This is a genomic window from Yersinia aleksiciae (assembly GCF_001047675.1).
In the GTDB taxonomy this organism is placed as follows: Bacteria; Pseudomonadota; Gammaproteobacteria; order Enterobacterales; family Enterobacteriaceae; genus Yersinia; species Yersinia aleksiciae.
In genome coordinates this window covers 157760-181528 of record NZ_CP011975.1, presented here as the reverse complement: position 1 = coordinate 181528, position 23769 = coordinate 157760, and the positions used below count along the sequence as shown (strand labels likewise).

Genomic DNA, 23769 nt, shown 5'->3' with positions numbered 1-23769 from the left:
TACATCAGTAAGTGACTGGGGTGAACGAAGGTAGCCAACGCACATGTAGCGTAAAATATGACGGTCAATTAGCTATAGAAACTTTGCGCCAGCGAACCCAACAGCAACTGCCACCCATCCACCAGCACAAAAAGCATCAGCTTAAAGGGCAGTGAAATACTGGCAGGCGGCACCATCATCATCCCCAGCGCCATCAGCACACTGGCAACCACCAAGTCGATAATGAGGAAGGGAATAAAGACGGTAAAACCGATTTGGAAGGCGGTTTTCAGCTCACTGGTGACATACGCAGGCAGCAGAATCCGCAGCGGCACCATTTCTGGCCCTTCCAAAGGCGGCAGATTGGCTAAACGGGCATAAAGCGCCAGATCAGACTCACGGGTCTGACGCAGCATAAATTCGCGCAGCGGTTGCGAGCCTTTATCCATCGCCACATCCATGCTGATCTTGTCCTGACTGAAGGGCAGATAAGCATCCTGATACACCTTGTCGAACACGGGCGACATAATAAAGAAGGTCAGAAACAGCGCCAGACCCAGCATCACCTGATTGGGTGGTGCAGAAGGGGTACCCAAGGCGTTGCGCAACAAACCCAGCACAATAATAATGCGGGTAAAGCTGGTCATCATCAGCAAGGCGGCGGGCAGGAAACTTAAGGCGGTGATAAAGACCAAGGTCTGCACGGGCAATGACCAGCTCTGCCCACCATTTGCCAGGGGCTGGCTGATAATGCCAGGGAGTTGCGCAAAAACCGCTGGGGAGCAGAGTAAGGTGAATAGCAGCAGGGGGGCTTTATTGAGTAGCAGGCGGAGTAACATCATGCCGTTTTTTCCGGATGTTTCGATTTTTTGTTAAACAGATGGTGGTTCAGTAGCTGGCGAAAATCGGCCGGTTTGGCACGCTTCGCTGACAACTCACTCGCGCTGTCATCAACCGGCGGGCGGGGCAGTGTATGGAGTTGCGTCACCTGTTGTGATGTCACACCCAACACCAGCCAAGTGTTATCCACTTCGACAATCACCACCCGTTCGCGCTGGCCCACCTGACAACTGGCCTTCACATTCAATAACGTGTTGTTGCGCGCTTGCGGCGCAAAACCCAGACGGCGCACCAGCCAGGCCCCACACAGAATCAGCAGCAAAATGCCGCCCAACACACTACCGACCTGTGTTAGCACCGATCCTGCGGGTATGGCGGGGGCAGTTTGTTGCACCGCAATCCCCGGATGACTCGCGGCAAAACCGGTCGTCGGTACGGGGGCGGTTGTGATAGGCGTATTCGTTGTGACCGGCATAGCCACAACCCCCGTCGCCTCGGCTGCGGGGGTCGTCGTCTCAGCAGTGACCGTCTGTGCTGCGCTCATTAGCGGCTCAGGCGACGCATACGTTCTGATGGGGTAATGATATCGGTGATACGAACACCGTATTTATCCGCCACCACCACCACTTCACCCTGAGCAATCAGATAACCATTAATCAAGATATCCAGCGGTTCACCCGCCAGACCATCCAGTGAGACCACTGAACCTTGCGACAGGCGCAGCAGCTCTTTAATGGTCATTTTGGTACGACCCAACTCAACGGTCAGTTTTACCGGGATATCCAATATCAAGTCGATATCTTGCAGGTTACCCATGGCGTCCGGCGCTTCCAGTGATTTAAATACGCCGTCGGTGGTGGCCGTGGGTTTATCCATCGCCTGCTGCTCATTAAACGCATCAGCCCACAGATCGTCTACGGATTCTTTTCCATCGTCAGACGGAAGCTTAGGGTCACTCATTTGGGCTGTTCCTCATTCAGAGCATTCAAAATAGGGTTAATCAAATGTTCAACACGCAGGGCATATTGCCCGTTTAATGTCCCGTACTGACTGGTCAGTACCGGTACGCCGTCGACATGACCAATCAGTCGATCCGGTTTATCTATGGGGAGAACATCCCCTGGCTGTAGCTTGAGTATCTGCGACAGTCTCAGCGGGATATCAACAAAATTCGCCACCAGTTCCAGCTCTGAATGCTGCACCTGCTTGACCAGCGTTTCACGCCAATGGCTATCTTCCTGACGGGAGTTTTCCAATGGCGGATTGGTCAGCAGCTCGCGCAACGGCTCAATCATGGCAAACGGAATACAGATGTTAAACTCACCACTCAACGCACCGATCTCCACATGGAAAGGGGTGCTGACCACGATATCGTTGGGGGAGGTGGTGATATTGGTGAATTTCACCTGTATTTCAGAACGGACGTACTCCACATCTATCTTATAGATAGGTGCCCAGGCATCACGGTAAGCATCCAACGCCAGCCGCAACATCCGATTGATCACCCGTTGTTCGGTGTGGGTAAACTCGCGTCCTTCAACTTTCGTCGGGAAGCGGCCATCACCACCAAATAAGTTATCAACTGCGATAAACACCAAACTTGGGGCGAACACGAACAGCGCCGTACCGCGTAAGGGTTTCAAATGTATCAAGTTGAGGTTGGTTGGCACCGGCAGATTACGGGCAAAATCATGATAAGGCTGGATTTTGATCGGGCCGACTGTGATATCCGGGCTGCGGCGCAACAGGTTAAACAGCCCCATGCGGAACTGACGGGCAAACCGCTCATTGATTATCTCCAGCGCTTGCAGGCGCTCACGCACCACACGTCGCTGGGTCGTGGGATCATAAGGTTTAACGTCTGTTTCAGTACCCGTGACAGCTTCAGGTTCTTCACCCCCGCTGTCGCCATTTAACAGTGCGTCAATCTCTGCTTGTGAAAGAATGCTATCGCCCATAATGATTATCGCAGTATGAATGCGGTAAACAGCACATCGCTGACTACCTGATTAGGTTGGCCTTTAACCATTGGCGGGCTAAGTACGTTTTTAATTTCACCGACTAAGCGCTGTTTGCCTTCTTCATTCGAGAGGCTATCGGCGGACTGACGGGAGAGCAGCAACAGCAAGCGGCTGCGCACTTCCGGCAGATAGTCATTGAGTTTTGCGCGAGTGGTATCGTCGGGCAGTCTTAAGGTTAATCCGATATAAAGCACCCGATCCAGATTGTTATCTGGCGTGATCAGATTGACCGTAAAGGTCTCCAGCGGCATGAATACCGGGATAACAGGGACGACTTTCGTGGTGGTCGGTTTGCTTTTGTTCAGCAACCACCAGCTATAACCGCCGCCCGCAGATGCTGCTACAGCAACCAGCACCAACAGGATGACCCAGATCGAACTCTTACGCTTGGCCGGGAAAGTATTTTCAGACATGGAGAAGACAAATTCCTGTTTCGGTATCAAACCGGTGGATCACGATAATAACGTGGGGCAAATGACCCCAGGTTATCCGAATTATTACTGATGATTATCCCGCGTATCCTCAATGCCAATAGGCAGAATAGGTGGCGAAAAACGGCCTAGCTTGCCCGTTTGTCACCTTTTGGCGAAACTCACACCCCTTTTAGGCGAAAATATCAACACCGCCATTGCCGTTAGCCAGTGATTGCAATGCGGCTGGCGTGACCAATGCGGTGTTGGCAAGGGCGTCGACCGACGCAGTGTCACCGTAGGCGGGCTGGTTACGTGCGGCGAAACCTTGCTGGTTTTGTTGGCTCTGCTGCTGAGCTTGTTGCCACTGTCCTTCACTGCCGACACTGCTCTGGCCCAGTTGAATGCCACTTTCAGCCAGTGCGCTGCGTAAACTTGGCATTGCGGCTTCAAGGGCGGCGCGGACTTGGCTGTGGGCTGAAGCAAAGTGCAACTGAGCCTGGTTATCTTCCATCTTCAAGCTAATCTGTAATGCACCTAGCTCCTGTGGATGTAACCGCAGTTCGGCGTTCTGCTGACCATTGCGGCTGAACATCACCACTTGTTGCCCCAGCGACTGTTGCCACTCTTGGCTACCCAATTGGGCGCTTAAATGACCACTGACCGGCACACTGACTTGAGCGCCAGTGGTGGTCAGCACCGGGCTGGAGATGGGCGGAAGAGCCGGAGTCACCGCCGATGAACTGACGAAGGTTTTATCCAGCGTCGAGGTGGCCGTCACGGCAGTATCCGCCGGTGCTGCCAAGGGTGCGTTTTTCACACTCAGGGCGCTATCGGCATCCTGCGACGTCAAGCGGGCCAGCTTATCTTGTGCGGTTTTGCTTTTCGCGCTGCCAGTAACTAGCGGGTCACTGCCCACCGCTTTATCACTTTTCACATTGCCGGCGGTAGTGAGGGTGCTGCCAATCAGGGCGGCTAAACCTTTATCTTGCGAGGTCAGGTTAGTGAGCGCGGCCAAATCTTGCTTGGTGCTGGTTTTGCTGCCACTCAGGCCGCTGTCCTCTGCCAATGCAGTTTTTTGCCCTGTATTGGCGGTACCCAATGTGGTGGCAACCTGATGCGGCAACATCGCCAGCAAGGTTTGCAAGGCGCTGAGGTCCGCTTTATCGGCGGTTTTATCCCGTGCACTGTCATCGTCAACCGTGGTTTTCTTCAGGTTAGCGGCTTCACCGCTTTGCCCTGCGTGAGTCAGACCTGCGGGTAGCGTGGCGCTGATATCGCCCAATGCCGCGAGTAACTGATTCAGCTTGCTGTTGCCAGTGGTTGATTTTCCACCCTCAACATCGGCGGTAAGATCCGTGGTGGCGGCCAGCGATGATTTCAGTGTCGAGGCATCTATGGCGGTCAGCTCTTTACCCAGTTGATCGCCCAACAGTTTGGCAAAATCAGCCGGTAGCCCGGCATCGGTAAATAGCGCTGCAATAGAGGAAGAGGATGCAGCGCCCTCGGTTTCACTGGCGGTCGCAGTGGCAGGCAGTAGGGACAGATTCATGAATTAAGACTCCTTTGTGAGGCGCGCTGGGCGAACTCATCCATCAATTTTTGATCCAAACGGTTCTCATGCAGGCGCTGAGTGGTTTCAGCACGCTCTTGCAGGGTTTCAAACGCGTTTAGCCGTTGCTGCTTCTCTTGCCAATGCTTGACTGCCTGTTCAACTTTGACATTCCACTGAGCGAGCTGATGACGATGCTGATCAATAGCTTGCTCCAGTGTTTGAATAAACTGCTGATAATTTTGCCAACTGGAGGAGGCCATGCCGTTACTCAGCGTGTCATTCAATCGCACCCGATACTCATCCTGATACGAGAGCAACATCGAGAGTTGCTGCTCAGCATTATGGTAGGACAAGCGAACTTGCCCCAGTTGAGTGGTTGCCTGTTCGACCGCCTTTTGGGCGAGGTCGCGCAAGGTGACGAGAGGTGACTGACTTTTCATGCTACTCCCCATTTATTATTCCCTTCGTGCTTGACGACGCGGGGTTATTAGCCTGGAAACAAACTCTTCAGGTGCTGGCAGGCATCGTCGTAACTGCTACGTTCATACATGCCTTGCTGCAAGAAGATCTCCATCTGTGGATAGAGCGCAATGGCTTTATCCAGCAAGGGATCGCTACCGGCCGCATAAGCACCGACACTGACCAAATCGCGGTTACGCTGAAAACTGGCCAGCAGCTGCTTGAACTGACGAACTTTGCTGTAGTGGTTCTCGTCGATAAGCGATGTCATGGCACGGCTGATCGAGGCTTCAATGTCGATGGCCGGATAGTGACCGGATTCAGCCAGACGCCGTGATAACACCACATGCCCATCAAGAATGGCGCGCGCGGAGTCAGCAATAGGGTCCTGCTGGTCATCGCCTTCGGTTAAGACGGTATAAAATGCGGTGATAGAGCCACCACCGGTGACGCCGTTACCAGCCCGTTCAACCAATGCGGGTAATTTGGCGAATACGGAGGGTGGATACCCTTTGGTCGCCGGCGGTTCGCCGATGGCGAGGGCGATTTCACGCTGCGCCATGGCATAGCGGGTCAGGGAGTCCATAATCAGCAAGACGTGCTGACCGCGATCGCGGAAATCTTCGGCGATGCGAGTGGCGTAGGCGGCCCCCTGCATACGCAACAACGGCGAGACATCGGCAGGGGCGGCAATCACCACCGAGCGGGCGCGGCCTTCAGGACCTAAAATGTTCTCGATAAAATCTTTAACTTCACGGCCACGCTCACCAATCAAGCCAACCACAATCACGTCCGCTTGGGTGTAGCGGGCCATCATGCCCAGTAGCACACTTTTCCCTACCCCAGAACCGGCGAACAGCCCCATCCGCTGCCCGCGACCCACGGTCAGTAGGGCGTTGATGGTGCGCACGCCGACATCCAATACCTGCTCAATGGCGGTACGCTGCAAGGGGTTGATAGGGGGGGTGATCAGTGGCGCGCGATAGCCGGTTTCAGGTGCTGGCAAGCCATCAAGGGGTTTGGCACTGCCATCCAGAACGCGGCCCAGTAATTCAGGCCCCAGTGGCAGTTGTTTGCTGGCGGAAGCACCGCCAGTGGTAATGCGCGCATAGACTCTCGCGCCGGGGACAATGCCTTCAACTTCTTCCAGCGGCATCAAAAACAGTCGTTGGCCGTTAAAACCGACCACTTCGCTCTCAACTTCCTGCACTTCACCATTATCGTAGCGTTCGATAAGGCAAGTTGCGCCCAAAGGCAGTTGCAGTCCGGTGGCTTCCAGCACCAGCCCGGTAGCACGGGTTAACCGCCCATAGCGGCGAATCGTGGTTGATTGACTGATGCGCTCTTCGAATTTATCCAAAGAGGTGAGCCAGCGACCCAGACGGGCAGTCATCATAACTCTCCCGGTGCAGCCAGTCGGCAGAGTTCATGCCAACGGGTGGCCAGACTGGCATCAAGATCACCCTCTTCAGCGCTCACCTTACAGCCGCCCGGATGAATTTGGCTATCACCCAGTAAGCGCCAGCCATTGAGGCTGAGAGTGGAACCTAAACGCTGCTCGACGATGGCTAAATCTTCGGGGTTGACCCGCAATTGTGGCTTACCGGCAAACATGGGCTCTTGTTGAATCAGTTGCTGGATCTGGGCCAGTAAAGCGGTGCCATCACAAATGGCGGGCTGCCCCAGAATTTGTTTCGCCGCCGCCAGTGCCATTTGCATTAATCTGGAGGCGATCACGCTATCCAGCGCATCAAGGGTGCTTTGAAAGTCATTCACCAACAGCTGCCAGTGGGCGGTCATCGGAGCCAGCTCTTTTTGAGCATCAGCGAGTGCCTGCTGATGACCCTCTTCCAGTCCGGTTTGGTAACCTTTATCCAACCCTTCTTGCAGCCCTTTGGCGAACCCCTGTTGACGACCCTGCTTCTCCGCTTCGAGTTGCAAATTCAGCAGTGTTTGCTGCTCATCAACCTCAGTTGGCTCCGCATCAGTGCCTGGTTCATCAGTAAACAGCATACTGATATCCGGTGCGATATCCGCCGGTGTGGTTTCTGATTGACTGGCAAAGTCATTGAGTGACCAAGGTTGCCAGGGCAGGGATTTAATCCGATCAGACATAGATATCCTCGCCGCCGCCAATGACTATCTCGCCGCTCTCCGCCAGACGACGGACGATAAGCAAGATGGCTTTCTGTTCGTTTTCCACCAGTGACATGCGCACCGGCCCACGGGTTGCCAGATCGTCGCGCAGGATTTCTGCCGCACGCAGTGACATGTTGCTGAGGAAGCGCTCGCGCAGTGCCTGATCGGCACCTTTCAAGGCGATCAGCAGTGATTCGTTGTCGATCTCTTGTAGCAAACGCTGAATGCTGCGGTCGTCGACACTGACCAGATTCTCGAACAGGAACATCTCGTCGATAATCTTCTGTGCCAACTCGCCGTCGTATTCGCGCACCGCGTCCATAACCGTCTCTTCCTGCTGCGTTTTCATCAGGTTGATAATCTCGGCTGCGGTGCGGATACCGCCCATTTTGCTGCGTTTGAGATTCTGACCATCGAGCAGGTTGTTCAGCACTTCAGTCAATTCAGCCAACGCCGCTGGTTGGACACCGCCAAAGGTGGCAATACGCAGCATGACGTCGTTGCGCAGACGCTCGTCGAACAGTGCCAAAATGTCGGCCGCCTGAGCGCGTTTCAGATGGACCAGAATGGTGGCGATAATCTGCGGATGCTCGTCGCGGATCAGATCGGCCGCCATCTGCGGCTCCATAAAGTTGAGCGTTTCCATGCCACTGGTGGTTTCGCGCGACTCCAGAATGTCTTCCAGCAAGCTGGAAGCACGCTCTTCGCCCAGTGCTTTTATCAGCACGGTACGCAGGTAGTCGCTGGCGTTAACACTCAGCGCAGCATATTGTTCAGCATCCTCTTCAAACTCAGCCAGGACATCGACCAACTGCTGGTGTGAAACCTGACGCATACTCGCCATGGTGGTACTGAGTTGCTGTACTTCGCGCGAGGAGAGATGCTTAAACACCTCGGCAGCATGGTCTTCACCCAGTGTCATCAGCATGATGGCGCTTTTTTCAGTTCCGGTCAGGCTCATTGGTCATTACTCATCCATTGACGGATAACCAACGCGACAATACGTGGGTCTTTATCCGCAAGTTCGCGTATACGCTGGGCCTGAACTTCAGCACTCACACGCTGCTGATTCTTCTTACGCAGGGCCAGCTCTTCTTTACTTTGCTTCACCGTCTCAGCGGTCTGCGCGGTCTGCACCATGCTATTGACCGAAGCGGCGGCTTTATCGGCAATCTGTTTCTTGGCAATCATTGGGCGCACCAGTTTGCGCCACAGGATCCATGCCACCAGCAAGATAAGCAGATAACGACCGCCATTCAGCAACTGATCAAAGAATGATTGCTGTTTCCAGAAGGGCAGGGAGATGCCGCTACCATCGTCGGTGGCATTAAAGGGAGTGTTGACCACATTTAAGGTGTCGCCACGGTCGGTAGAGAAGCCCATCGCCTCGCGCGTCAGTGACTCCACTTGCGCCAATTGATCTTTCGACAAGGCAACTGGCTTGCCCGCTTTATCACTGCCGTAATTGACGACAACCGCCACCGACAGGCGCTGCACCATGCCCGCTTGTTGCTGGGTATGACGAATGGTGCGGTCAACTTCAAAGTTAGTGGTTTGGTCGTGACGGCTATTACTGGAGGTTGCTGTTGATCGAGCCGCCGTGGTCGCCGCTGGGCGATTCGCGGCATTGGCGTTGTTCGCAGCCGCGCCGGCAGCACCTGCCGCAGGGGCTGGCTGAGGCACTTCAATCGGCGCGACGGGCGTAGCAGAGGGCTGATTGGATAATGCACCTGGCACGCCGCCAACATTAGTACCGCCCAACTGCTCGCTGGTGCTGACTTGCTGGGAACGTACCGCACCTTTATTGGCCGCCTGATTCGGCTTGTACTCTTCGTCGGTCTGCTCGCGGCTGGCAAAATCAACTTGTGCCGTCACCTGCGCATGAATATTTCCACTACCGACCATTGGCGCGAGGATAGTTTCGATGCGGCGCTGGAAGCGGTTTTCGACTTCATTGGTAAACTTGAGCTGCGCGGCATTTAAATCGCGACCAGCACTGTCGGATTGCGTCAGCAGACGACCGGTTTGGTCAACGACCGTCACATTGCCCGGCGGTAAACCGGCGACACTGCTGGAGACCATATACACGATAGCGTTGATCTGGCCGTCATCGAGTGCGCGTCCAGGTTGCAAGGCGAGTGTCACCGAGGCTGTCGGGGATTTTTGTTCACGGACGAATAGCGAGGGTTTTGGCATCGCCAAATGAACCCGCACATTCAGTACCGGCCCGAGTGTGCCGATAGTGCGGGCCAGCTCACCTTCTAATGCCCGCTGGTAGTTAATTTGCTCACTGAATTGGCTGATACCAAATTTTTCTTGATCCAGTAATTCAAAACCGACCGCACCGCCTTTCGGCAGCCCTTGTTGCGCCAAACGCAGACGGGTTTCATGTACCTTGTCTGCTGGGATCAACAATGCGCCGCCATTATCAGCGAAACGGTAAGGAATATTCAGTTGTGTCAGTTGCGTCACAATGTCGCCACCGTCACGATCACTCAGATTGCTATAAAGGACGCGGTAATCTGGGCTTTTCGCCCATAACATCAGCGCGACAATAATCGCGACAGCCGCTGCCGCAGCAATCAGCAGTGGGATTTTTGGATTCGCGCGTAGGCGTGCCAGCGTCGTCGTAAAAGCATTATCACGATTTTCACCGCCAGTTATTGAGGCATTCATACACGTCCTTGGCCAAGCTGAACAACGTTTGAGTGAGTATTTTTTATATAACTAATGTGTTGGAACAAAAGAGACTCCCAAGTGCTGTGAGCAATAAAGCATCAATAGCTGTTCTCCCCCTTTTATGGGCATGCCATTATTTGCTGTAACGCCTGAATTCGATGGGTCAATAAGCTGGTATTTTTGGGCCTAATTAGCCGCTTTAGCACAAAAATGGTGTGTTAGGGTGTCATCCTGAAAATAGTGATACGTGATAGCGGGTGCGTAACTGCCCCAACGGAATCACTTGCCGCACTGTTTTTCGATCAAAATAGTGATTTGACCAACGACCTATTCGGGGATGAGCATGTCTGTTCAAGGTATTGAAGGGGTTTTACAGCAGTTGCAGGTCACAGCATTGCAGGCATCGGGTTCGGCGAAAACATTGCCCGTTGAGGCCGGTTTTGCCAGCGAATTGAAAGCGGCTATCGGTAAAATCAGTGAAACCCAGCAACATGCCCGGACTCAGGCGCAGAATTTTGAATTGGGCGTCCCCGGTGTTGGCTTGAATGACGTGATGGTGGATATGCAGAAATCATCAGTCTCTTTGCAACTGGGCATTCAGGTACGTAATAAGCTGGTTGCAGCTTATCAAGATGTGATGAATATGGGGGTGTGACGCGAGTGGCGTCACTGAACTCACTCTGTTTGGTGTGATAAGGCCCATAAATATAATGACGCTGTTGTGCCATAAGGGGCATAGCGGCGGCGGTATTTTTCGAAGCGTTCGCGTGGCAGAGTTTTATGGCGATATAAATTCATCATGCCACGGCGGATCGCCAAATCACCCCAACTGAGCACATCCGGGCGGCAGAGTGATGATATCAGTAGCATCTCTGCGGTCCAAACACCTACACCATTGAGGCTGGATAGCTGAGTAATGACGTCATTATCGGGTAATTGCGCAATAGCGGATAAATCCAGCGAGCCATTAAGTGCAGCATCCGCCGCGCCTTTGATATATCCGGCCTTTCTCATCGTCATACCACATCCCTGAATAGCCTCTGCTGATGCTTGCGCCACAGTAAATGGCGTAATCGTTCCCAGTAACGTCACCAAACGGGCATTAACCGTGAGCGCCGCTTTAACGGATATCTGCTGATCAACAATATTTCTGATCAACGCGGCAAAGAGATCAGGGGATAATGGACGAGCGATCATCCCTAAACGGTCAATGGCGGCAGCCATTTTTTTATCCCGCCGTTTAAGATGATTGATTTCTGTTTCACCGTAGCTGTAGAACACGTATTTACTCCAGTCAGCGCCTAAGAAAAGGCAAGGCTAAATAAAATCCTAACACGCATTTGGGCGCTATTTAGCATAGCGTCACTTTAGCGGGATGACTCTCTCTTTCTTGCTTTCTAAGCCGTCTCTGCCAGTGAAATATTTTGGTGCCCCACTTTTTGCAGTAATGCTGAGATATCAATGGCATCGACTTTATCCGCTTGCAGATGAGCAACGGCATATTCATGCCAGATACCGGATTGCAGGAACAGAATAAACAGCTCTCGATCCAGATGATTTTCATTCACCATGTTAACCATGATATTCAGCGCTTCAGATAACAATTTCCCTGGTTTATAAGGACGGTCAGCTGCGGTTAGGGCTTCAAATACGTCGGCAATTGCCATCATCCGCACAGGAATACTCATCTGTTTATAGGTCAGTTGGTAAGGGTAGCCTTTACCATCCATCCGTTCATGATGCCCGCCTGCAATCACCGGGACATTCGCCATGGTGCGCGGGAAAGGTAATTTTTTGAGCATCACAATGGTCTGCATAATGTGCTCATTTATTTTGTAACGGTCCTCCTCTGTCAGTGTTCCACGGCGAATACTGAGGTTATAAATCTCACCACGGTTATAGAGAAAGGTTGGCTCTTGCATTTTGAAATCATAATATTCTGGGCGCTTACTTTTATTATCGCGATAAATAATATGCTCTTCTTTATCTGCCAGCAGAGGCTCTTGTACCGGCAATGAAGGCGCAGACTGCCTGGTCTTGCGCACGCGTTCTTCATGGGCGATACCGGCGTTATCATCCAATGTCCGCGTCCAATGGTAACCTGCAATGTGTTGGATCCGCGCAATGGCTTCATCAGACATAAATTCGCCGCCGATATTACAGTGCGCAATAAAGTAAAAATCTTCATCCAACTGGTGGAGTTCGTCAGCCAATGTTTGCTGATCGGCTTCGCTGGCGGTGACAGTGGCATGACGACGTAAGAAGGCAATCTCTTTTTCACGTTTTAATACTTCAAAACGCATACGTATTTCGTGAATACGATCGTAAATTAACTCCAGTTTTGTCGACTTATCGACGACAAATTCAGGGGTGGTTATCTTGCCACAGTCATGTAACCAGCAGGCAGTGTGCAGTTCTTCCCACTCGTTCTCGGATAAATTAAAGTGGGCAAAAGGCCCTTCTTTAACATTTACCGCAGCCCGGGCTAGCATTTTGGTTATTTCCGGTACACGCTGGCAATGCCCGCCGGTATAAGCACTTTTGGCATCTATTGCACCCGCAATCAGTTCAATAAAGGCATTGAGCAGGTTTTTCTGTTCTTGCAATAGACGCTGTGTCTCAACTGACACTGATAAGCTACCCACCAGCGCATTGACCAATTGGATTTTTGAGCGCTCACGTTCGGCATTTAAGACATAGGGATTAAAGAGCAGTAAGAAACCTAATAATTGGTCATCATGTGTCTTCATTGGCACAGCAATAAAACGTAAGGGTAAGTAGGGTTGCAGGAAATCCTGTAGCTGATTAAATATATTCTCTTTGTTCAGCGTCCCAACAATAGTCTTCCCCTCAAGTACGGGTTGAAAGCTGGTGAAGTTATCTTTTTCTATCTGTAATGAGGACATGTCGGCAACCGGGATATTTTCGCCATTCCAGCGGAATGCTGTCGGCGTAAAAGTCCCGGTATCTTTATCTGTGAGAAAAATAATTCCGCCCGTCATGGCGGCAATTTCTGTGGTTTCACTTAATAAGCCCTGCATCTGACGATAGAAATTGCTCTCTGTTGTCAGCATATTCCCCATCGAAATAAATTGTTTCAGCGTTGACTTCATTTTTGACATGGATTTATGTAACTCATCCACTTCTTCAATAACAGAATGCTCTAATTCGCGCTCATCAAAATATAAATTACTGATGGAGTCGGCATCTTGACGCAGCCGAATTAGCGGTTTGGATATCTTTCTTGAGAAATACCAAACAATCGGTAAACCGAGCATCAACAGAATAAATGCGATAAAAGTTGAATGATTACGAATGGAGTTCGCATCAGCAGTCAAATAGCTCGCTGGCGTGGCAATAACCAACTGATAGTCATTGCCATTGGTATTAATATCGACAACAGAGCCGAACCAAGACTCATTTTTCGCTTCAAACATGATGCTGTGGCTATTGTCATTCGCTTGAGTATTATCACGGGTAAGGTTATTTTTTCGAGTGTTGAGTAATGCTTGCAATACAGGAACTTGTTTGTCCTCGCTGGCGGATACGACCGCAGTCTCTTTGGTTTTTGGCAGGCTAGCGATAACTTCACCGCGAGAGTTTATAATAATGGCTTGGCTATCTGGTGGTAGACTTTGTCTTATTAAGAACTGTGATAACGAAGCCAGAGACACATCTAACCCGATGATTGCCTGTTTATTTTCGGCTTGACGACTATAGGTAAAACCCACTTCACCCGTGCCTTTGAAAATATAGATGGGGGAGGTAATCAACGTGGGGCTTGCGGCAGCTAAAATAAACCAATCTCTCCGCCGAGGATCATAGTTATCATTATCTCGCGGCATCACCGCAATAACCTTCTGCTGTTTATTCAGATAAATAAAACGTTTTTCCGGCAAACTATCAAGAAAACGATTACTTTGAATCATCCATTCGGCTTCCTCAGGAGCGTGGAAGAGTACACGATTAGCTTCCGTCAGGCGCCGAAGCATAAAAAAATCGCCGTTGGGATAAGCACTATAGATGGCACTGGCGTAGTCATTTTGTTGCAGAACTTCAATAAACTTACCGACAAAAGCCATTCTTTGTTCAAGTGTCGATAGTTCGGTTATTTGCATACTGGCGAGAAGATTAACTGACATCATCATCGGGCGGGTTACCGCATCCAATTCAGCGGCAATAGCTTCCCCGGTTTTTTGATACTGACGGTTGGTGCTGATCTCGGTCAATTTAGTCAATTGGCTATGACCAAAAGCAATAATGACAATCCCAATTGAGACAATCAGTAGAGTAAATAGGGCCGCTATCTGGATGTGCAAAGGATAACGGCTTTTTAGTCCGAACAGGTTGCTTAGCATCATAGCCATCCCGAAGTTTATTATTCAATCTTTTATAATCATAGGATGTGCTGAAATTATAAACATACATCCCTAGTATTCAGTTGGTTATGAGTAATTGTATGATTAAAAAGACTTTGTTTAATATTGAGCGAAGATTGTTGGATGAAAAAACTAATCGCACTCTGAAAAAGAATGATTTAACGTGTGGAATATCTAAAAGCAGTATTTAGCAGCCCTGAATGTTGACTGTAAAAAGGAGTCTGGCGTGTTAACTCAATGAGATGCGGCAGTATTTCTCATCGGCTGAATAAATCCTGTGGGAAATGAGAAAAGTATAATCTGATTAGCTCACACCTGTCCTAAATCAGGCGTGTGTAGACTTAAATAATTATGATAATCATCGGCTGATGAGTCATTCTCTGTTGCCTGTAAACGATGATGTCCACGTATGGCGGTGGGTGCAAAGCCAAAACGTTTGCGAAAACGCTCAGCAAATCGTGATGCACTCTCATAACCCACTTGGCTGGCAATCAAAGAAATTGGCCAATCAGTACCTTGCAACAAACGCAGTGCACTGGTCATACGAACATCGATCATCAAATCGCGTAATAGTATATTTTCTGCTGCAAGTTTGCGCCGCAGTACCACTTCACTCATCGCCATATGGTCTGCTACTTCGGATGCAGACCAGATTTTGTGTGGATCAATAGCCAAACAGCGACGTACTTTTTCACTGAGCGTATTGCCGTCACGAAGAATAAATTTAACGCCACGTTGAGCTAGCCAAAGCAGTAATTCAAGCATCCGATGTCTGACGATGGCGGGGGGTATATCACCGATATCTGAAATAGCTTTAAATGTATTGCCGAATGTATTAATAAACTCAGGTGCTAAATTACGTACGGGCATAACTCCAGGAATAAAATCAAGCCCGGCTGACGCGGGATGATTGGCAAAGGTCGCTATCAAGCGGGGATCACAGCGAAGTTGGTGGCTAAAAAAAAGACCGTCATCAGATAAGCCATTAATTACATCAACTGTTTGCCCGCTACTCACGGCAACTATTTCACCTGCTTGAACAACGCACTCTTGATTATCCCAGCGAATGATCTTATGCCCACGGTTAACCATAATGAGCAATGGATTCTCAATATAGACTGACGTGAGTAGTAGCTCTGTGTGTTGAATAACATGTGCTGAGCTACCCACACCAGGGCAAAATTTAATCGTACGTTCCATCGATATTCATTTCACAATTTTGGCCTGAGAATATCTTTACGCTTTGAATGGCAGACTAGCAACTCATTTTAATAGAAAATTTACAGTAACTGACTATTTTAGCGAAAAGTTTAGGAGTTGTAATAATAGCCAGTTCGACATGCGTGATTGTTACTGTCAATATAATCTCATGTTAAAAATAATGACAATGAAAATTGATTGCCATGTTAATAATTGCAATTGCATGCGATGCTTCACAACGAATCGATATATTAAGATTCTGTGACCTACCGATTACTGTGTTTCCCCTAACAGCAATGCGTGATCAGGAAACTGACCATAAGTATTATTAACCACTTGTTGTCGGGTGGATTGCCCAACCAACGCACTTAATGCATCAAGGCGCTGTTGTAATAAACGCTTAATTTCTACTTCATTAGCCAAAATAGCGCTTAATTTATTCCGCAATAACTCTTGTAGTGCCAGAGATGAGCATGAAGATATGGTGATATTAGCAGTGCTTTCAATCGCTTTGAGATAAGTCATTTCTAGATCAACCAGCGCATCCCAATTGCCCTCAGTCGCCAGCATTAACATTTGCTCACTAAGGGTCAGGATTTGCTGATATTCGGACAAAAGATGCTGGTGACGTTCCATTAAATGGGGTCCTAGTTGGGTTGATAATTGGGGCCAATCTGCCGCCAGGCATCCGCAATATTTTCGAGCAAAGCAGCGACTTCATTAATTGCCTGTTCGTCATTATGCAAATTGGCATGCAGTAAGCGCCGAGACATATAATTGTACAAGGCAGATAAATTCTCAGCCATTTCGCCACCATTCTCCAAATCCAGCCCCGCATTCAGGCCGTTATTGATAATATCAATCGCTTTAGATAGTGCGGTGCCTTTGCCTGGAATATCGCCTTGACTCATCAGGATGCGAGCTCGAACCAGGGCGCTTTGCGCCCCGTCGAACAACATCACGATCAATTGGTGTGGACTCGCACTCATTACACCACTTTCCAAGCCTACTTTAGCGTAAGCCTGGCTCCCTGATCGGTTGTACATGTCCTATCCCTTATGAAGAAAATTGCTGAGTTAAGAAATTACCGGTATTGGTCAATGAACTCACCAATTTATCCAACTGGGTAAATTGTGTTTTATATCGTTCAATAGTGGCATTAATACTATTTGTGGTAGAGGTGACTTGTTTATCTAGATTTTTTAATGATTTATTAATGCCATCAGTTGCTGTTTTCAAACTGCCGTTAGTGGTATCCAGTGCAGTATTAAGTAACTTATCTGTCTGAGTAGCGAACCCCGTCGTTTTTCCATCACCAACAAAAAAGGCTGTAACACTATTGGGTTTATCTTTTAACGCCGCATCCAACTTGGTGGAATCAATGACTAACTTACCGTCAATATCCTGCGTAATACCCATGCTGGCCAATGTTTTTAAATCACCTGTTTGCGACGAGGCTAACTGGCTTTTTAGCTGTGTTTGAATATTACGTAAAGTACCGTCCCCAACTAGAGCACCATTGCTGGTGGACTGGTCGGTACCTGACTCAACCGCAGTATATTTAGTTAAAGAGCCGAATGTTGTTTGCAATGAGTTATAGGCATCGACAAAATTTTGTATGGCTGCTTTGGTTGCTGAACTATCTCGAGCAATGACCAGTTGTTCTGGCTCATTAGCTTTAGTGACAGCTTTTAAATTAATGGTGACACCCTGTGGTGCATCAGTAATCGTATTGCTTTGACGAGTAATGGCAACACCATTGACGCTTAATGTGGCATCTTCAGCTTTGACTTTCTGCGTCATCGCGCCGCTACCACCGGTGCTGCTTGGTGTGTAATTCAGGAAATCATTTAACTTGTCATCACCGGTGACACTGACCGTCATTTCTGACTTGGTGCCGGTATCTTTCGCGGTTAATGCGAGATAATAGGTATTATCATCCGCTTTCATAATACTGGCGCTAACACTGCCTTCTTTTTTATTAATGGCATCGCGAATATCTGTCAGGGATGTCTGCTGGCTATTCAATGTCACTTCCAGCGGTTTTTCTTGTCCTGGTTGGGAAATAGTGATGGTACGAGTACCATTGTCATTTCCTAATTTATCTGTCGCATTAGGAACATCTGCAGATAATAACGACTGCGCCTTAGCAATGTTGGTGACTTCAATCGTGTAATTGCCTGCCGTTGCTTTGCTATCGGTTGTGGCGCTAAACGCAGTGTTAGAGCTGCTTACTGTGGTTGAGCTAAGCGTATCCGCTTTTTGTAATGCTGCAGATGCTGTTTCCAACTTTGCCAGTGCACTCTGTAATACACCATAGGCGGTGAGTTTACCTTTATAACTGGTTTGCTGGTTGGTGAGCGGGGTTAAACGGGTCTGTTCTCCGGCGCTTAACTTATCCAGCAAGGTGCCTAACTCCAGATTTGAACCTACACCCAGCGAACTGATACTTGCCATGTCTAATCCTTAATATTCAAGTGTCGTTACCGGGTTATCGGCCAAGAGGAGGAAAAGTTTACACATAAAATAGAATTTATAATGGCTGGAATAAAGGGGGATAACAGGGGGCTATTTACCCTATAGAATAGAGCAACAATTAAAGAAGAGATAAACAATAATTTTCAGCGGATTTCGAAATTATTTCACGGAATGGCTAAAGGTTCCTTAAAGAGCGCCGATACAAGTTGTGACGGTGATGAAGCCGTGGGCAGTAAGCCCAAACCATAACCCAACAGCATTTAAGGAATAACACTATGGCGGTAATTAACACTAACAGCTTGTCTCTGCTGACTCAGAACAACCTGAACAAATCCCAGTCTTCTTTAGGCACCGCCATTGAGCGTTTGTCTTCTGGTCTGCGTATCAACAGCGCGAAAGACGATGCTGCCGGTCAAGCGATTGCTAACCGCTTTACTTCTAACATCAAAGGCTTGACTCAAGCTGCACGTAACGCAAACGACGGTATCTCCATCGCTCAGACCACTGAAGGTTCTCTGAACGAAATCAACAACAACTTGCAACGTGTCCGTGAACTGACTGTTCAAGCGCAAACTGGCAGCAACTCAGCTACCGACTTAAACTCGATTCAGGATGAAATCAACCTGCGTTTGTCTGAAATCGACCGTGTCTCCAACCAGACTCAGTTTAACGGTACCAAAGTATTGGCAGAAAACACCACGATGAAGATTCAAGTGGGTGCGAATGATGGCGAAACTATCGACATCAACTTGCAGAAAATCGATTCCGGCACCTTAGGTCTAAAAGACTTTACTGTTACAGGTATTGGTAATGCGTTAACTTCACAAACCAAAGATGCCGCTGGCGTCACTACGACTACACCAGTCACTATCAAAGCAGCAGATGCGGGCGTTGTTGGTGATAATGCGACCGTTCATGGTGTTGGTACTTTTGATAAAACAACCGGGACATATGCTGACTATGTTATCCGTACTTCTTCCGGCCAACAGTTCCAAGCTGAAGTTGCTACTGATGGCACCGCCACATTAAAAGATACTACAATTACTGCCACTACCGTTGCTGATGGCTCGGCTAAACAATATACCCCAACGGGCGCAGCTACCGCTTCCCCATTGGCAGCTATTGATAAAGCAATCAGTAACGTTGACCAGTTACGTAGCTCATTGGGTGCGGTTCAAAACCGTTTTGAATCTGCCGTAACCAACCTGAACAACACCGTAACTAACCTGACCTCTGCCCGTAGCCGTATCGAAGATGCAGATTACGCGACCGAAGTGTCAAACATGAGCCGTTCACAGATTCTGCAACAAGCAGGTACTTCTGTACTGGCTCAGGCTAACCAAGTTCCACAAACTGTATTGTCTCTGTTGCGTTAATCAATTCGGTTTATCTTTTCAGGCGGCGAAATGCCGCCTTTTATTTTATGGCAGCGAGCAGGTCAACGTGGGTCATACAATAACAGGCGATAAATAGTTTTTCAGCGTAGAGGTATTAGATGAAACAATTGCAAATTACAGAGCCAGAATATGTGCAACGTTTTAGTTGTGTGGGTTCGGCTTGTCGCGATCATTGCTGTAAACGCTGGAGTATTACGCTGGATAAAAAAACCTACAATAAATATATCAAAAGTCAGGATGCTGAAATAAAGCGGATTGCTGTGACCAATATTGTGGTCAATAAAAAAGACCATGCTAAATGGGCAACAATCCAATTAAATGAAGATCATAACTGCCCTTATCTAGACGAGCAAAGTTTATGTAACGTTCATAAACGCTTAGGGGTGGAAGCGTTAAGCCGCACTTGTGCCGATTACCCGCGAATTGAGCGAGTCTATAAACAGGAAACTCAGAGAAGCCTAACCTTATCCTGTCCAGAGGTGGTGCGTCAGGTACTGTTTAATCCGACAGCATTAAATATGAGTACCTCTAGCGTTATCCGAGCCGATTATGCCAAAGCGCCGGAAGCGAATCTGGAAGGGCGATTAATCAATCTATTTTGTGCCAATTTATTGATGCCTGAGCAGGTGCAGATTGAGCAAAACCTGTATTCAGTGGCTTCTTTCCTGCTTCATTGCCAAAAGTTAACCGGTGATACCGAAAGCAAATTGGCCGAGATGGAAGCGGTTTATGAACATTTAACTGGCAAATTACACAGTGGTGATGTTGCCGGTTATCTAGCTGGATTGCCATATAATGGACATATGCAATGGCAGTTATTAATTCGTTTACAGCAGTTTATTACCGAATTCCCTGGGACTCGTGGGCGAGAGACTTTGTTTATCTATCTATCTAAATTAATTAAAAATTTAGTTAATGATTTTGATAACGACCAAGTAAATGAAAAAATGCAGCAGTTGGGTAGCATATGGAATAATCAGGCTCTGCCATTCTTTCAACAGCAACCTCATATACTGCGTAACTATTTCCTTTATCGCTTGCACCATGATCAATTTGCCATTAACAGTGATGTGCCCTTACTTAAGGCCCTTTATTTATTGGTAGTGGATTTCTTCTTTATCAAGTCATTAATCAGCGCCCATTTACAACAGGGTGGAGAACTGACTGAAGATATCGTGATTGATATTTTTTATTCTTATCACGCATTTCGCCAGCATACGCTACAAGCCACCAAGAAATTTATTGGTGAAATTGACAAAGTGAAGGTCAATGATGATTTGTCATTACTGCAATTACTGGTTTAAGGGACGGTAACTAATCGCTAATAAACCGTCATTGAAACGGCATAAGTCAAATAGCCGCCTTTTTATAGGCCTATTCCGCCGATTGTCTGACTGACCTGACAGGATAATGGTACGACTCTCTTACCCTTAGGTGCCTGTCTAGTGAGCGATTTGTATACCGCCGAAGGCGTGATCGATAAAAATTCCCTCTGGCAACGCTATGTTCCTCTGGTTCGCCATGAAGCATTGCGTTTGCAGGTTCGCCTGCCAGCCAGTGTGGAGTTGGACGATTTGTTGCAGGCTGGGGGTATTGGTCTGCTGAATGCTGTCGAGCGTTACGACGCTTTGCAAGGAACTGCGTTTACCACTTACGCGGTGCAACGTATTCGTGGCGCGATGTTGGATGAACTGCGCAGCCGCGATTGGGCGCCACGTAGTGTGCGACGCAATGCCCGTGAAGTCGCCAGCGCCATGCAACAGGTGGAACAACGTGTTGGGCGTCCTGCCACTGAGCAGGAAGTGGCGAAAATTCTTGATATTGATTTGGCGGAGTATCGCCAGATCTTGTTGGATACCAACAATAGCCAACTTTTCTCCTATGATGAATGGCGGGAAGAGCATGGCGAAAGCGTCGAACCCTTGCTGGAAGGGCATGAAGATGCCAATCCATTGCAACATTTGTTAGAAGGAAATCTGCGGCAACGCGTTATTGAAGCGATCGAGGCACTGCCGGAACGCGAAAAGATGGTGTTGACGCTGTATTACCAGGAAGAGCTGAACCTGAAAGAGATTGGGGCAGTGCTTGAGGTCGGGGAATCCCGCGTCAGTCAGCTTCATAGCCAGGCGATAAAACGCTTACGCGCCCGCCTGAATAACGACTCTTAATTCACTTTCGCTCAGTGATATCACAGTGTTTAATTTATTAATGCAGGTCTTCTTATGCCAGGACTTCAGCTAAAAAAGCGGCCGCTGAGCCGTTATTTAAAAGATTATAAGCACGGACAAACTCATTGCTCACATTGCCATAAACAACTTGACCGTATGGCGTTGGTTTTTCGCGGACAAATCATTAATAAAGAAGCGATCGCCGGTATGGATCAGCCGATCGACGATCAAGTGTGGTCAAAACTTCAGCATGAATTAACTGCATTGTGCCGTTTTTGCAGCGAGATATATTGTAACAGTACGCCGGGTTATTTTGATATTATGGCGTTTAAGCAGTACTTATTTGAACAAACAGAAATGAGCCACAGCACGGTTCGTGAATATGTTGTGCGCTTACGTCGCTTGGATGAAATGTTGGTTGCCACTAATTATCCGGCAGAAAAATTTGCCAGTGAGACTATGCATCAACGCATTATTGATGAGCTGCCAAATGCAGCACATAACAATTATCGTATTGCTTTGCGTAAATATGATCAGTATTTGGCGTGGCAAAAGAATTACTAAGTTCTGTCGTGAGAGCCTATCGGGAGTTGAGAAAACTCTGTATTTTCACTGACATCACTCATGATATAACGCAAAATTATCGAGTCATTATCTGTAGTGACTCTACGCCCGGCAAGGTCCACCTTCGCCGGGCGTTTTAGTCCTATCCTTGCCATCTTTCAAGCTACAGGCGTGGTGATTGCTCAGGCTCACTCGAATAATGCTCGCCTTAATCAACATTTTTCTGCTTTCCGGTCCCTTGAAAACTACTGGCTATAGTCTATTTATCTCGCACATTGAGTTATTCCCCTGCGTCATTGATTACTGACATCTATAATAAAATCAGTGATTATTAATGTGACATCTGATAAATCTATATGCCCTTAGTACGTTAAGTTGCAAGGTATTGGCTGCTTGTCACCTGCCTGCAACGTTAAATATTTTGGGTAATAATTGTCCTAACATATTAACTCCCTGGGGGACCCGTGACGTTTCAACACAAACTGGCGCAATTTCCACGTCTGGATCTGGTCGGCAATACCACGCCATTAGAGAAGCTATCCCGACTGTCTGATTATCTGGGACGTGAAATTTATATCAAACGTGATGATGTCACGCCTCTGGCTTTAGGCGGTAATAAGCTGCGTAAGCTTGAATTTTTGGCGGCGGATGCATTGTGTCAGGGGGCGGATACGCTGGTTACCGCGGGTGCGATTCAGTCTAATCATGTACGCCAAACGGCGGCAGTAGCGGCAAAACTCGGGCTACATTGTGTGGCGCTACTCGAGAATCCTATCGGAACAGCGCAGGAAAATTATCTGACCAATGGCAATCGATTGCTGCTGGATTTGTTTAATGTTGAGGTGGTGATGTGTGACGGATTGCACGCACCCAATCAGCAATTGGCTGAATTGGCGACTCGACTCGAAGCGCAAGGTTTTCGCCCTTATGTGGTACCCGTTGGCGGTTCTAATGCGCTGGGTGCGCTGGGTTATGTGCAATGTGCATTGGAAATTGCCGCGCAGTCGGCAGGGAATGTTGCTTTTAGCTCGGTCGTCGTGGCTTCAGGCAGTGCGGGTACCCATGCCGGACTGGCTGTAGGTTTGCAGCAATTATTGCCGGATGCCGAATTAATTGGTGTTACGGTTTCGCGTAAAGCCGATGAGCAGCGACCCAAGGTGATAGATATTCAGCAAGCACTGGCGGCATCCTTGGGTATCACAGGCCCGCAGGCAGAAATCACCTTGTGGGATGACTATTTCGGTCCGCAATATGGCATGCCAAACGAAGAAGGGTTGGCTGCAATTTCACTACTGGCAAGGCTAGAAGGGGTATTGCTGGACCCGGTTTATACCGGCAAGGCGATGGCGGGTTTGCTTGATGGTTTGGCGCTGAAAAAGTTTCGCGATGAGGGGCCGATTCTGTTTATTCACACAGGCGGCGCACCGGCACTCTTTGCCTATCATCCGCAGGTGTAACCTTTGGTTATTGCTTATTCTATTTCTAGCTATGGTTATTAGTT

Annotated in this window: 23 protein-coding genes; 6 read left to right on the top strand and 17 right to left on the bottom strand. The window is 48.7% G+C overall.

The features are described 5' to 3' along the window. Positions 1-68: 68 nt before the first annotated feature. From fliP to fliF, 11 genes are all read right to left on the bottom strand, one after another. Positions 69-821 (bottom strand): flagellar type III secretion system pore protein FliP, encoded by a 753-nt coding sequence (gene fliP, locus ACZ76_RS01010; protein ID WP_048615992.1) that lies wholly within the window; start codon positions 819-821, stop codon positions 69-71. Continuing rightward, on the bottom strand, positions 818-1363 hold the full coding sequence (gene fliO, locus ACZ76_RS01005) for a flagellar biosynthetic protein FliO (protein ID WP_048615991.1): 546 nt from the start codon (positions 1361-1363) through the stop codon (positions 818-820). Before fliO ends, fliP begins: the two co-directional genes overlap by 4 nt. Next, positions 1363-1779: a flagellar motor switch protein FliN gene (gene fliN, locus ACZ76_RS01000; protein WP_048615989.1), complete on the bottom strand. Its 417-nt coding sequence runs from the start codon at positions 1777-1779 to the stop codon at positions 1363-1365. The genes fliO and fliN overlap by 1 nt, the downstream gene beginning before the upstream one ends. Further along, the gene (fliM, locus tag ACZ76_RS00995) at positions 1776-2777 is read right to left on the bottom strand and encodes a flagellar motor switch protein FliM (protein WP_048615987.1); all 1002 of its coding nucleotides are present in this window, start codon (positions 2775-2777) and stop codon (positions 1776-1778) included. Before fliM ends, fliN begins: the two co-directional genes overlap by 4 nt. A gap of 5 nt (positions 2778-2782) precedes the next feature. After that, complete coding sequence (gene fliL, locus ACZ76_RS00990) at positions 2783-3253, bottom strand: flagellar basal body-associated protein FliL (protein WP_048615985.1); 471 nt, start codon at positions 3251-3253, stop codon at positions 2783-2785. A gap of 190 nt (positions 3254-3443) precedes the next feature. Next, positions 3444-4802 (bottom strand): flagellar hook-length control protein FliK, encoded by a 1359-nt coding sequence (locus ACZ76_RS00985; protein WP_048615983.1) that lies wholly within the window; start codon positions 4800-4802, stop codon positions 3444-3446. Further along, positions 4799-5245, bottom strand: coding sequence for a flagellar export protein FliJ (gene fliJ / locus ACZ76_RS00980; RefSeq protein WP_048615981.1), 447 nt, complete (start codon positions 5243-5245; stop codon positions 4799-4801). Before fliJ ends, ACZ76_RS00985 begins: the two co-directional genes overlap by 4 nt. 47 nt (positions 5246-5292) lie before the next feature. Continuing rightward, positions 5293-6657 carry a flagellar protein export ATPase FliI gene (gene fliI / locus ACZ76_RS00975; RefSeq protein ID WP_048615979.1) on the bottom strand — a complete coding sequence of 455 codons (1365 nt, stop codon included), beginning with the start codon at positions 6655-6657 and terminating at the stop codon, positions 5293-5295. Beyond that, a complete protein-coding gene (gene fliH, locus ACZ76_RS00970; protein WP_048615977.1) occupies positions 6657-7379 on the bottom strand; it encodes a flagellar assembly protein FliH in 723 nt (240 codons plus the stop codon). Before fliH ends, fliI begins: the two co-directional genes overlap by 1 nt. Beyond that, the gene (gene fliG, locus ACZ76_RS00965) at positions 7372-8364 is read right to left on the bottom strand and encodes a flagellar motor switch protein FliG (protein WP_048615975.1); all 993 of its coding nucleotides are present in this window, start codon (positions 8362-8364) and stop codon (positions 7372-7374) included. Before fliG ends, fliH begins: the two co-directional genes overlap by 8 nt. Further along, the gene (gene fliF, locus ACZ76_RS00960) at positions 8361-10079 is read right to left on the bottom strand and encodes a flagellar basal-body MS-ring/collar protein FliF (protein WP_048615973.1); all 1719 of its coding nucleotides are present in this window, start codon (positions 10077-10079) and stop codon (positions 8361-8363) included. Before fliF ends, fliG begins: the two co-directional genes overlap by 4 nt. Positions 10080-10425: 346 nt before the next feature. Between fliF and fliE the strand changes: the two genes are divergently transcribed. After that, positions 10426-10737, top strand: coding sequence for a flagellar hook-basal body complex protein FliE (gene fliE, locus ACZ76_RS00955; RefSeq protein ID WP_048615971.1), 312 nt, complete (start codon positions 10426-10428; stop codon positions 10735-10737). 20 nt (positions 10738-10757) lie between these two features. Here the strand turns inward: fliE and ACZ76_RS00950 are convergent, their stop codons facing one another. The 6 genes from ACZ76_RS00950 to fliD form a co-directional block, all read right to left on the bottom strand. Next, complete coding sequence (locus ACZ76_RS00950; RefSeq protein WP_048615969.1) at positions 10758-11363, bottom strand: DNA-3-methyladenine glycosylase family protein; 606 nt, start codon at positions 11361-11363, stop codon at positions 10758-10760. 116 nt (positions 11364-11479) lie between these two features. Continuing rightward, on the bottom strand, positions 11480-14440 hold the full coding sequence (locus ACZ76_RS00945; RefSeq protein ID WP_048615967.1) for an HD domain-containing phosphohydrolase: 2961 nt from the start codon (positions 14438-14440) through the stop codon (positions 11480-11482). 330 nt (positions 14441-14770) lie between these two features. After that, on the bottom strand, positions 14771-15661 hold the full coding sequence (locus tag ACZ76_RS00940) for a helix-turn-helix transcriptional regulator (protein WP_048615965.1): 891 nt from the start codon (positions 15659-15661) through the stop codon (positions 14771-14773). Between the two features lie 273 nt (positions 15662-15934). After that, entirely contained in the window at positions 15935-16297 is a 363-nt protein-coding gene (gene fliT, locus ACZ76_RS00935; RefSeq protein ID WP_048615963.1) for a flagella biosynthesis regulatory protein FliT, read from the bottom strand. 11 nt (positions 16298-16308) lie between these two features. Continuing rightward, positions 16309-16707, bottom strand: a complete 399-nt coding sequence (fliS, locus tag ACZ76_RS00930) for a flagellar export chaperone FliS (RefSeq protein WP_048615961.1) — start codon at positions 16705-16707, stop codon at positions 16309-16311. 10 nt (positions 16708-16717) lie between these two features. Further along, positions 16718-18118: a flagellar filament capping protein FliD gene (gene fliD / locus ACZ76_RS00925; protein WP_048615959.1), complete on the bottom strand. Its 1401-nt coding sequence runs from the start codon at positions 18116-18118 to the stop codon at positions 16718-16720. Between the two features lie 296 nt (positions 18119-18414). On the opposite strand from fliD, the gene ACZ76_RS00920 reads away from it, so the two are divergent. The 5 genes from ACZ76_RS00920 to ACZ76_RS00900 all read left to right on the top strand — a co-directional run bounded on the left by ACZ76_RS00920 (position 18415) and on the right by ACZ76_RS00900 (position 23725). Next, entirely contained in the window at positions 18415-19515 is a 1101-nt protein-coding gene (locus ACZ76_RS00920) for a flagellin FliC (protein WP_048615957.1), read from the top strand. Between the two features lie 119 nt (positions 19516-19634). After that, on the top strand, positions 19635-20840 hold the full coding sequence (fliB, locus tag ACZ76_RS00915) for a flagellin lysine-N-methylase (RefSeq protein ID WP_048615955.1): 1206 nt from the start codon (positions 19635-19637) through the stop codon (positions 20838-20840). 141 nt (positions 20841-20981) lie between these two features. Beyond that, positions 20982-21704: an RNA polymerase sigma factor FliA gene (locus ACZ76_RS00910; protein ID WP_005275605.1), complete on the top strand. Its 723-nt coding sequence runs from the start codon at positions 20982-20984 to the stop codon at positions 21702-21704. Between the two features lie 54 nt (positions 21705-21758). Further along, positions 21759-22268 (top strand): flagella biosynthesis regulatory protein FliZ, encoded by a 510-nt coding sequence (gene fliZ, locus ACZ76_RS00905; RefSeq protein ID WP_005160338.1) that lies wholly within the window; start codon positions 21759-21761, stop codon positions 22266-22268. Between the two features lie 464 nt (positions 22269-22732). Then, positions 22733-23725: a D-cysteine desulfhydrase gene (locus ACZ76_RS00900; RefSeq protein WP_048615950.1), complete on the top strand. Its 993-nt coding sequence runs from the start codon at positions 22733-22735 to the stop codon at positions 23723-23725. Positions 23726-23769: the final 44 nt, after the last annotated feature.

Bases quoted from the DNA above. Each gene is read 5' to 3' on its own strand.
- fliN (WP_048615989.1), bottom strand. From the start codon at position 1,779: ATGAGTGACCCTAAGCTTCCGTCTGACGATGGAAAAGAATCCGTAGAC.
- fliD (WP_048615959.1), bottom strand. From the start codon at position 18,118: ATGGCAAGTATCAGTTCGCTGGGTGTAGGTTCAAATCTGGAGTTAGGC.
- fliT (WP_048615963.1), bottom strand. From the start codon at position 16,297: ATGGAACGTCACCAGCATCTTTTGTCCGAATATCAGCAAATCCTGACC.
- ACZ76_RS00945 (WP_048615967.1), bottom strand. From the start codon at position 14,440: ATGCTAAGCAACCTGTTCGGACTAAAAAGCCGTTATCCTTTGCACATC.
- fliI (WP_048615979.1), bottom strand. From the start codon at position 6,657: ATGACTGCCCGTCTGGGTCGCTGGCTCACCTCTTTGGATAAATTCGAA.
- fliS (WP_048615961.1), bottom strand. From the start codon at position 16,707: ATGTACAACCGATCAGGGAGCCAGGCTTACGCTAAAGTAGGCTTGGAA.
- fliE (WP_048615971.1), top strand. From the start codon at position 10,426: ATGTCTGTTCAAGGTATTGAAGGGGTTTTACAGCAGTTGCAGGTCACA.
- fliZ (WP_005160338.1), top strand. From the start codon at position 21,759: ATGCCAGGACTTCAGCTAAAAAAGCGGCCGCTGAGCCGTTATTTAAAA.
- fliJ (WP_048615981.1), bottom strand. From the start codon at position 5,245: ATGAAAAGTCAGTCACCTCTCGTCACCTTGCGCGACCTCGCCCAAAAG.
- fliL (WP_048615985.1), bottom strand. From the start codon at position 3,253: ATGTCTGAAAATACTTTCCCGGCCAAGCGTAAGAGTTCGATCTGGGTC.
- fliM (WP_048615987.1), bottom strand. From the start codon at position 2,777: ATGGGCGATAGCATTCTTTCACAAGCAGAGATTGACGCACTGTTAAAT.
- fliF (WP_048615973.1), bottom strand. From the start codon at position 10,079: ATGAATGCCTCAATAACTGGCGGTGAAAATCGTGATAATGCTTTTACG.
- ACZ76_RS00985 (WP_048615983.1), bottom strand. From the start codon at position 4,802: ATGAATCTGTCCCTACTGCCTGCCACTGCGACCGCCAGTGAAACCGAG.
- ACZ76_RS00940 (WP_048615965.1), bottom strand. From the start codon at position 15,661: ATGGAACGTACGATTAAATTTTGCCCTGGTGTGGGTAGCTCAGCACAT.
- ACZ76_RS00920 (WP_048615957.1), top strand. From the start codon at position 18,415: ATGGCGGTAATTAACACTAACAGCTTGTCTCTGCTGACTCAGAACAAC.
- fliB (WP_048615955.1), top strand. From the start codon at position 19,635: ATGAAACAATTGCAAATTACAGAGCCAGAATATGTGCAACGTTTTAGT.
- fliP (WP_048615992.1), bottom strand. From the start codon at position 821: ATGATGTTACTCCGCCTGCTACTCAATAAAGCCCCCCTGCTGCTATTC.
- fliH (WP_048615977.1), bottom strand. From the start codon at position 7,379: ATGTCTGATCGGATTAAATCCCTGCCCTGGCAACCTTGGTCACTCAAT.
- fliO (WP_048615991.1), bottom strand. From the start codon at position 1,363: ATGAGCGCAGCACAGACGGTCACTGCTGAGACGACGACCCCCGCAGCC.
- fliG (WP_048615975.1), bottom strand. From the start codon at position 8,364: ATGAGCCTGACCGGAACTGAAAAAAGCGCCATCATGCTGATGACACTG.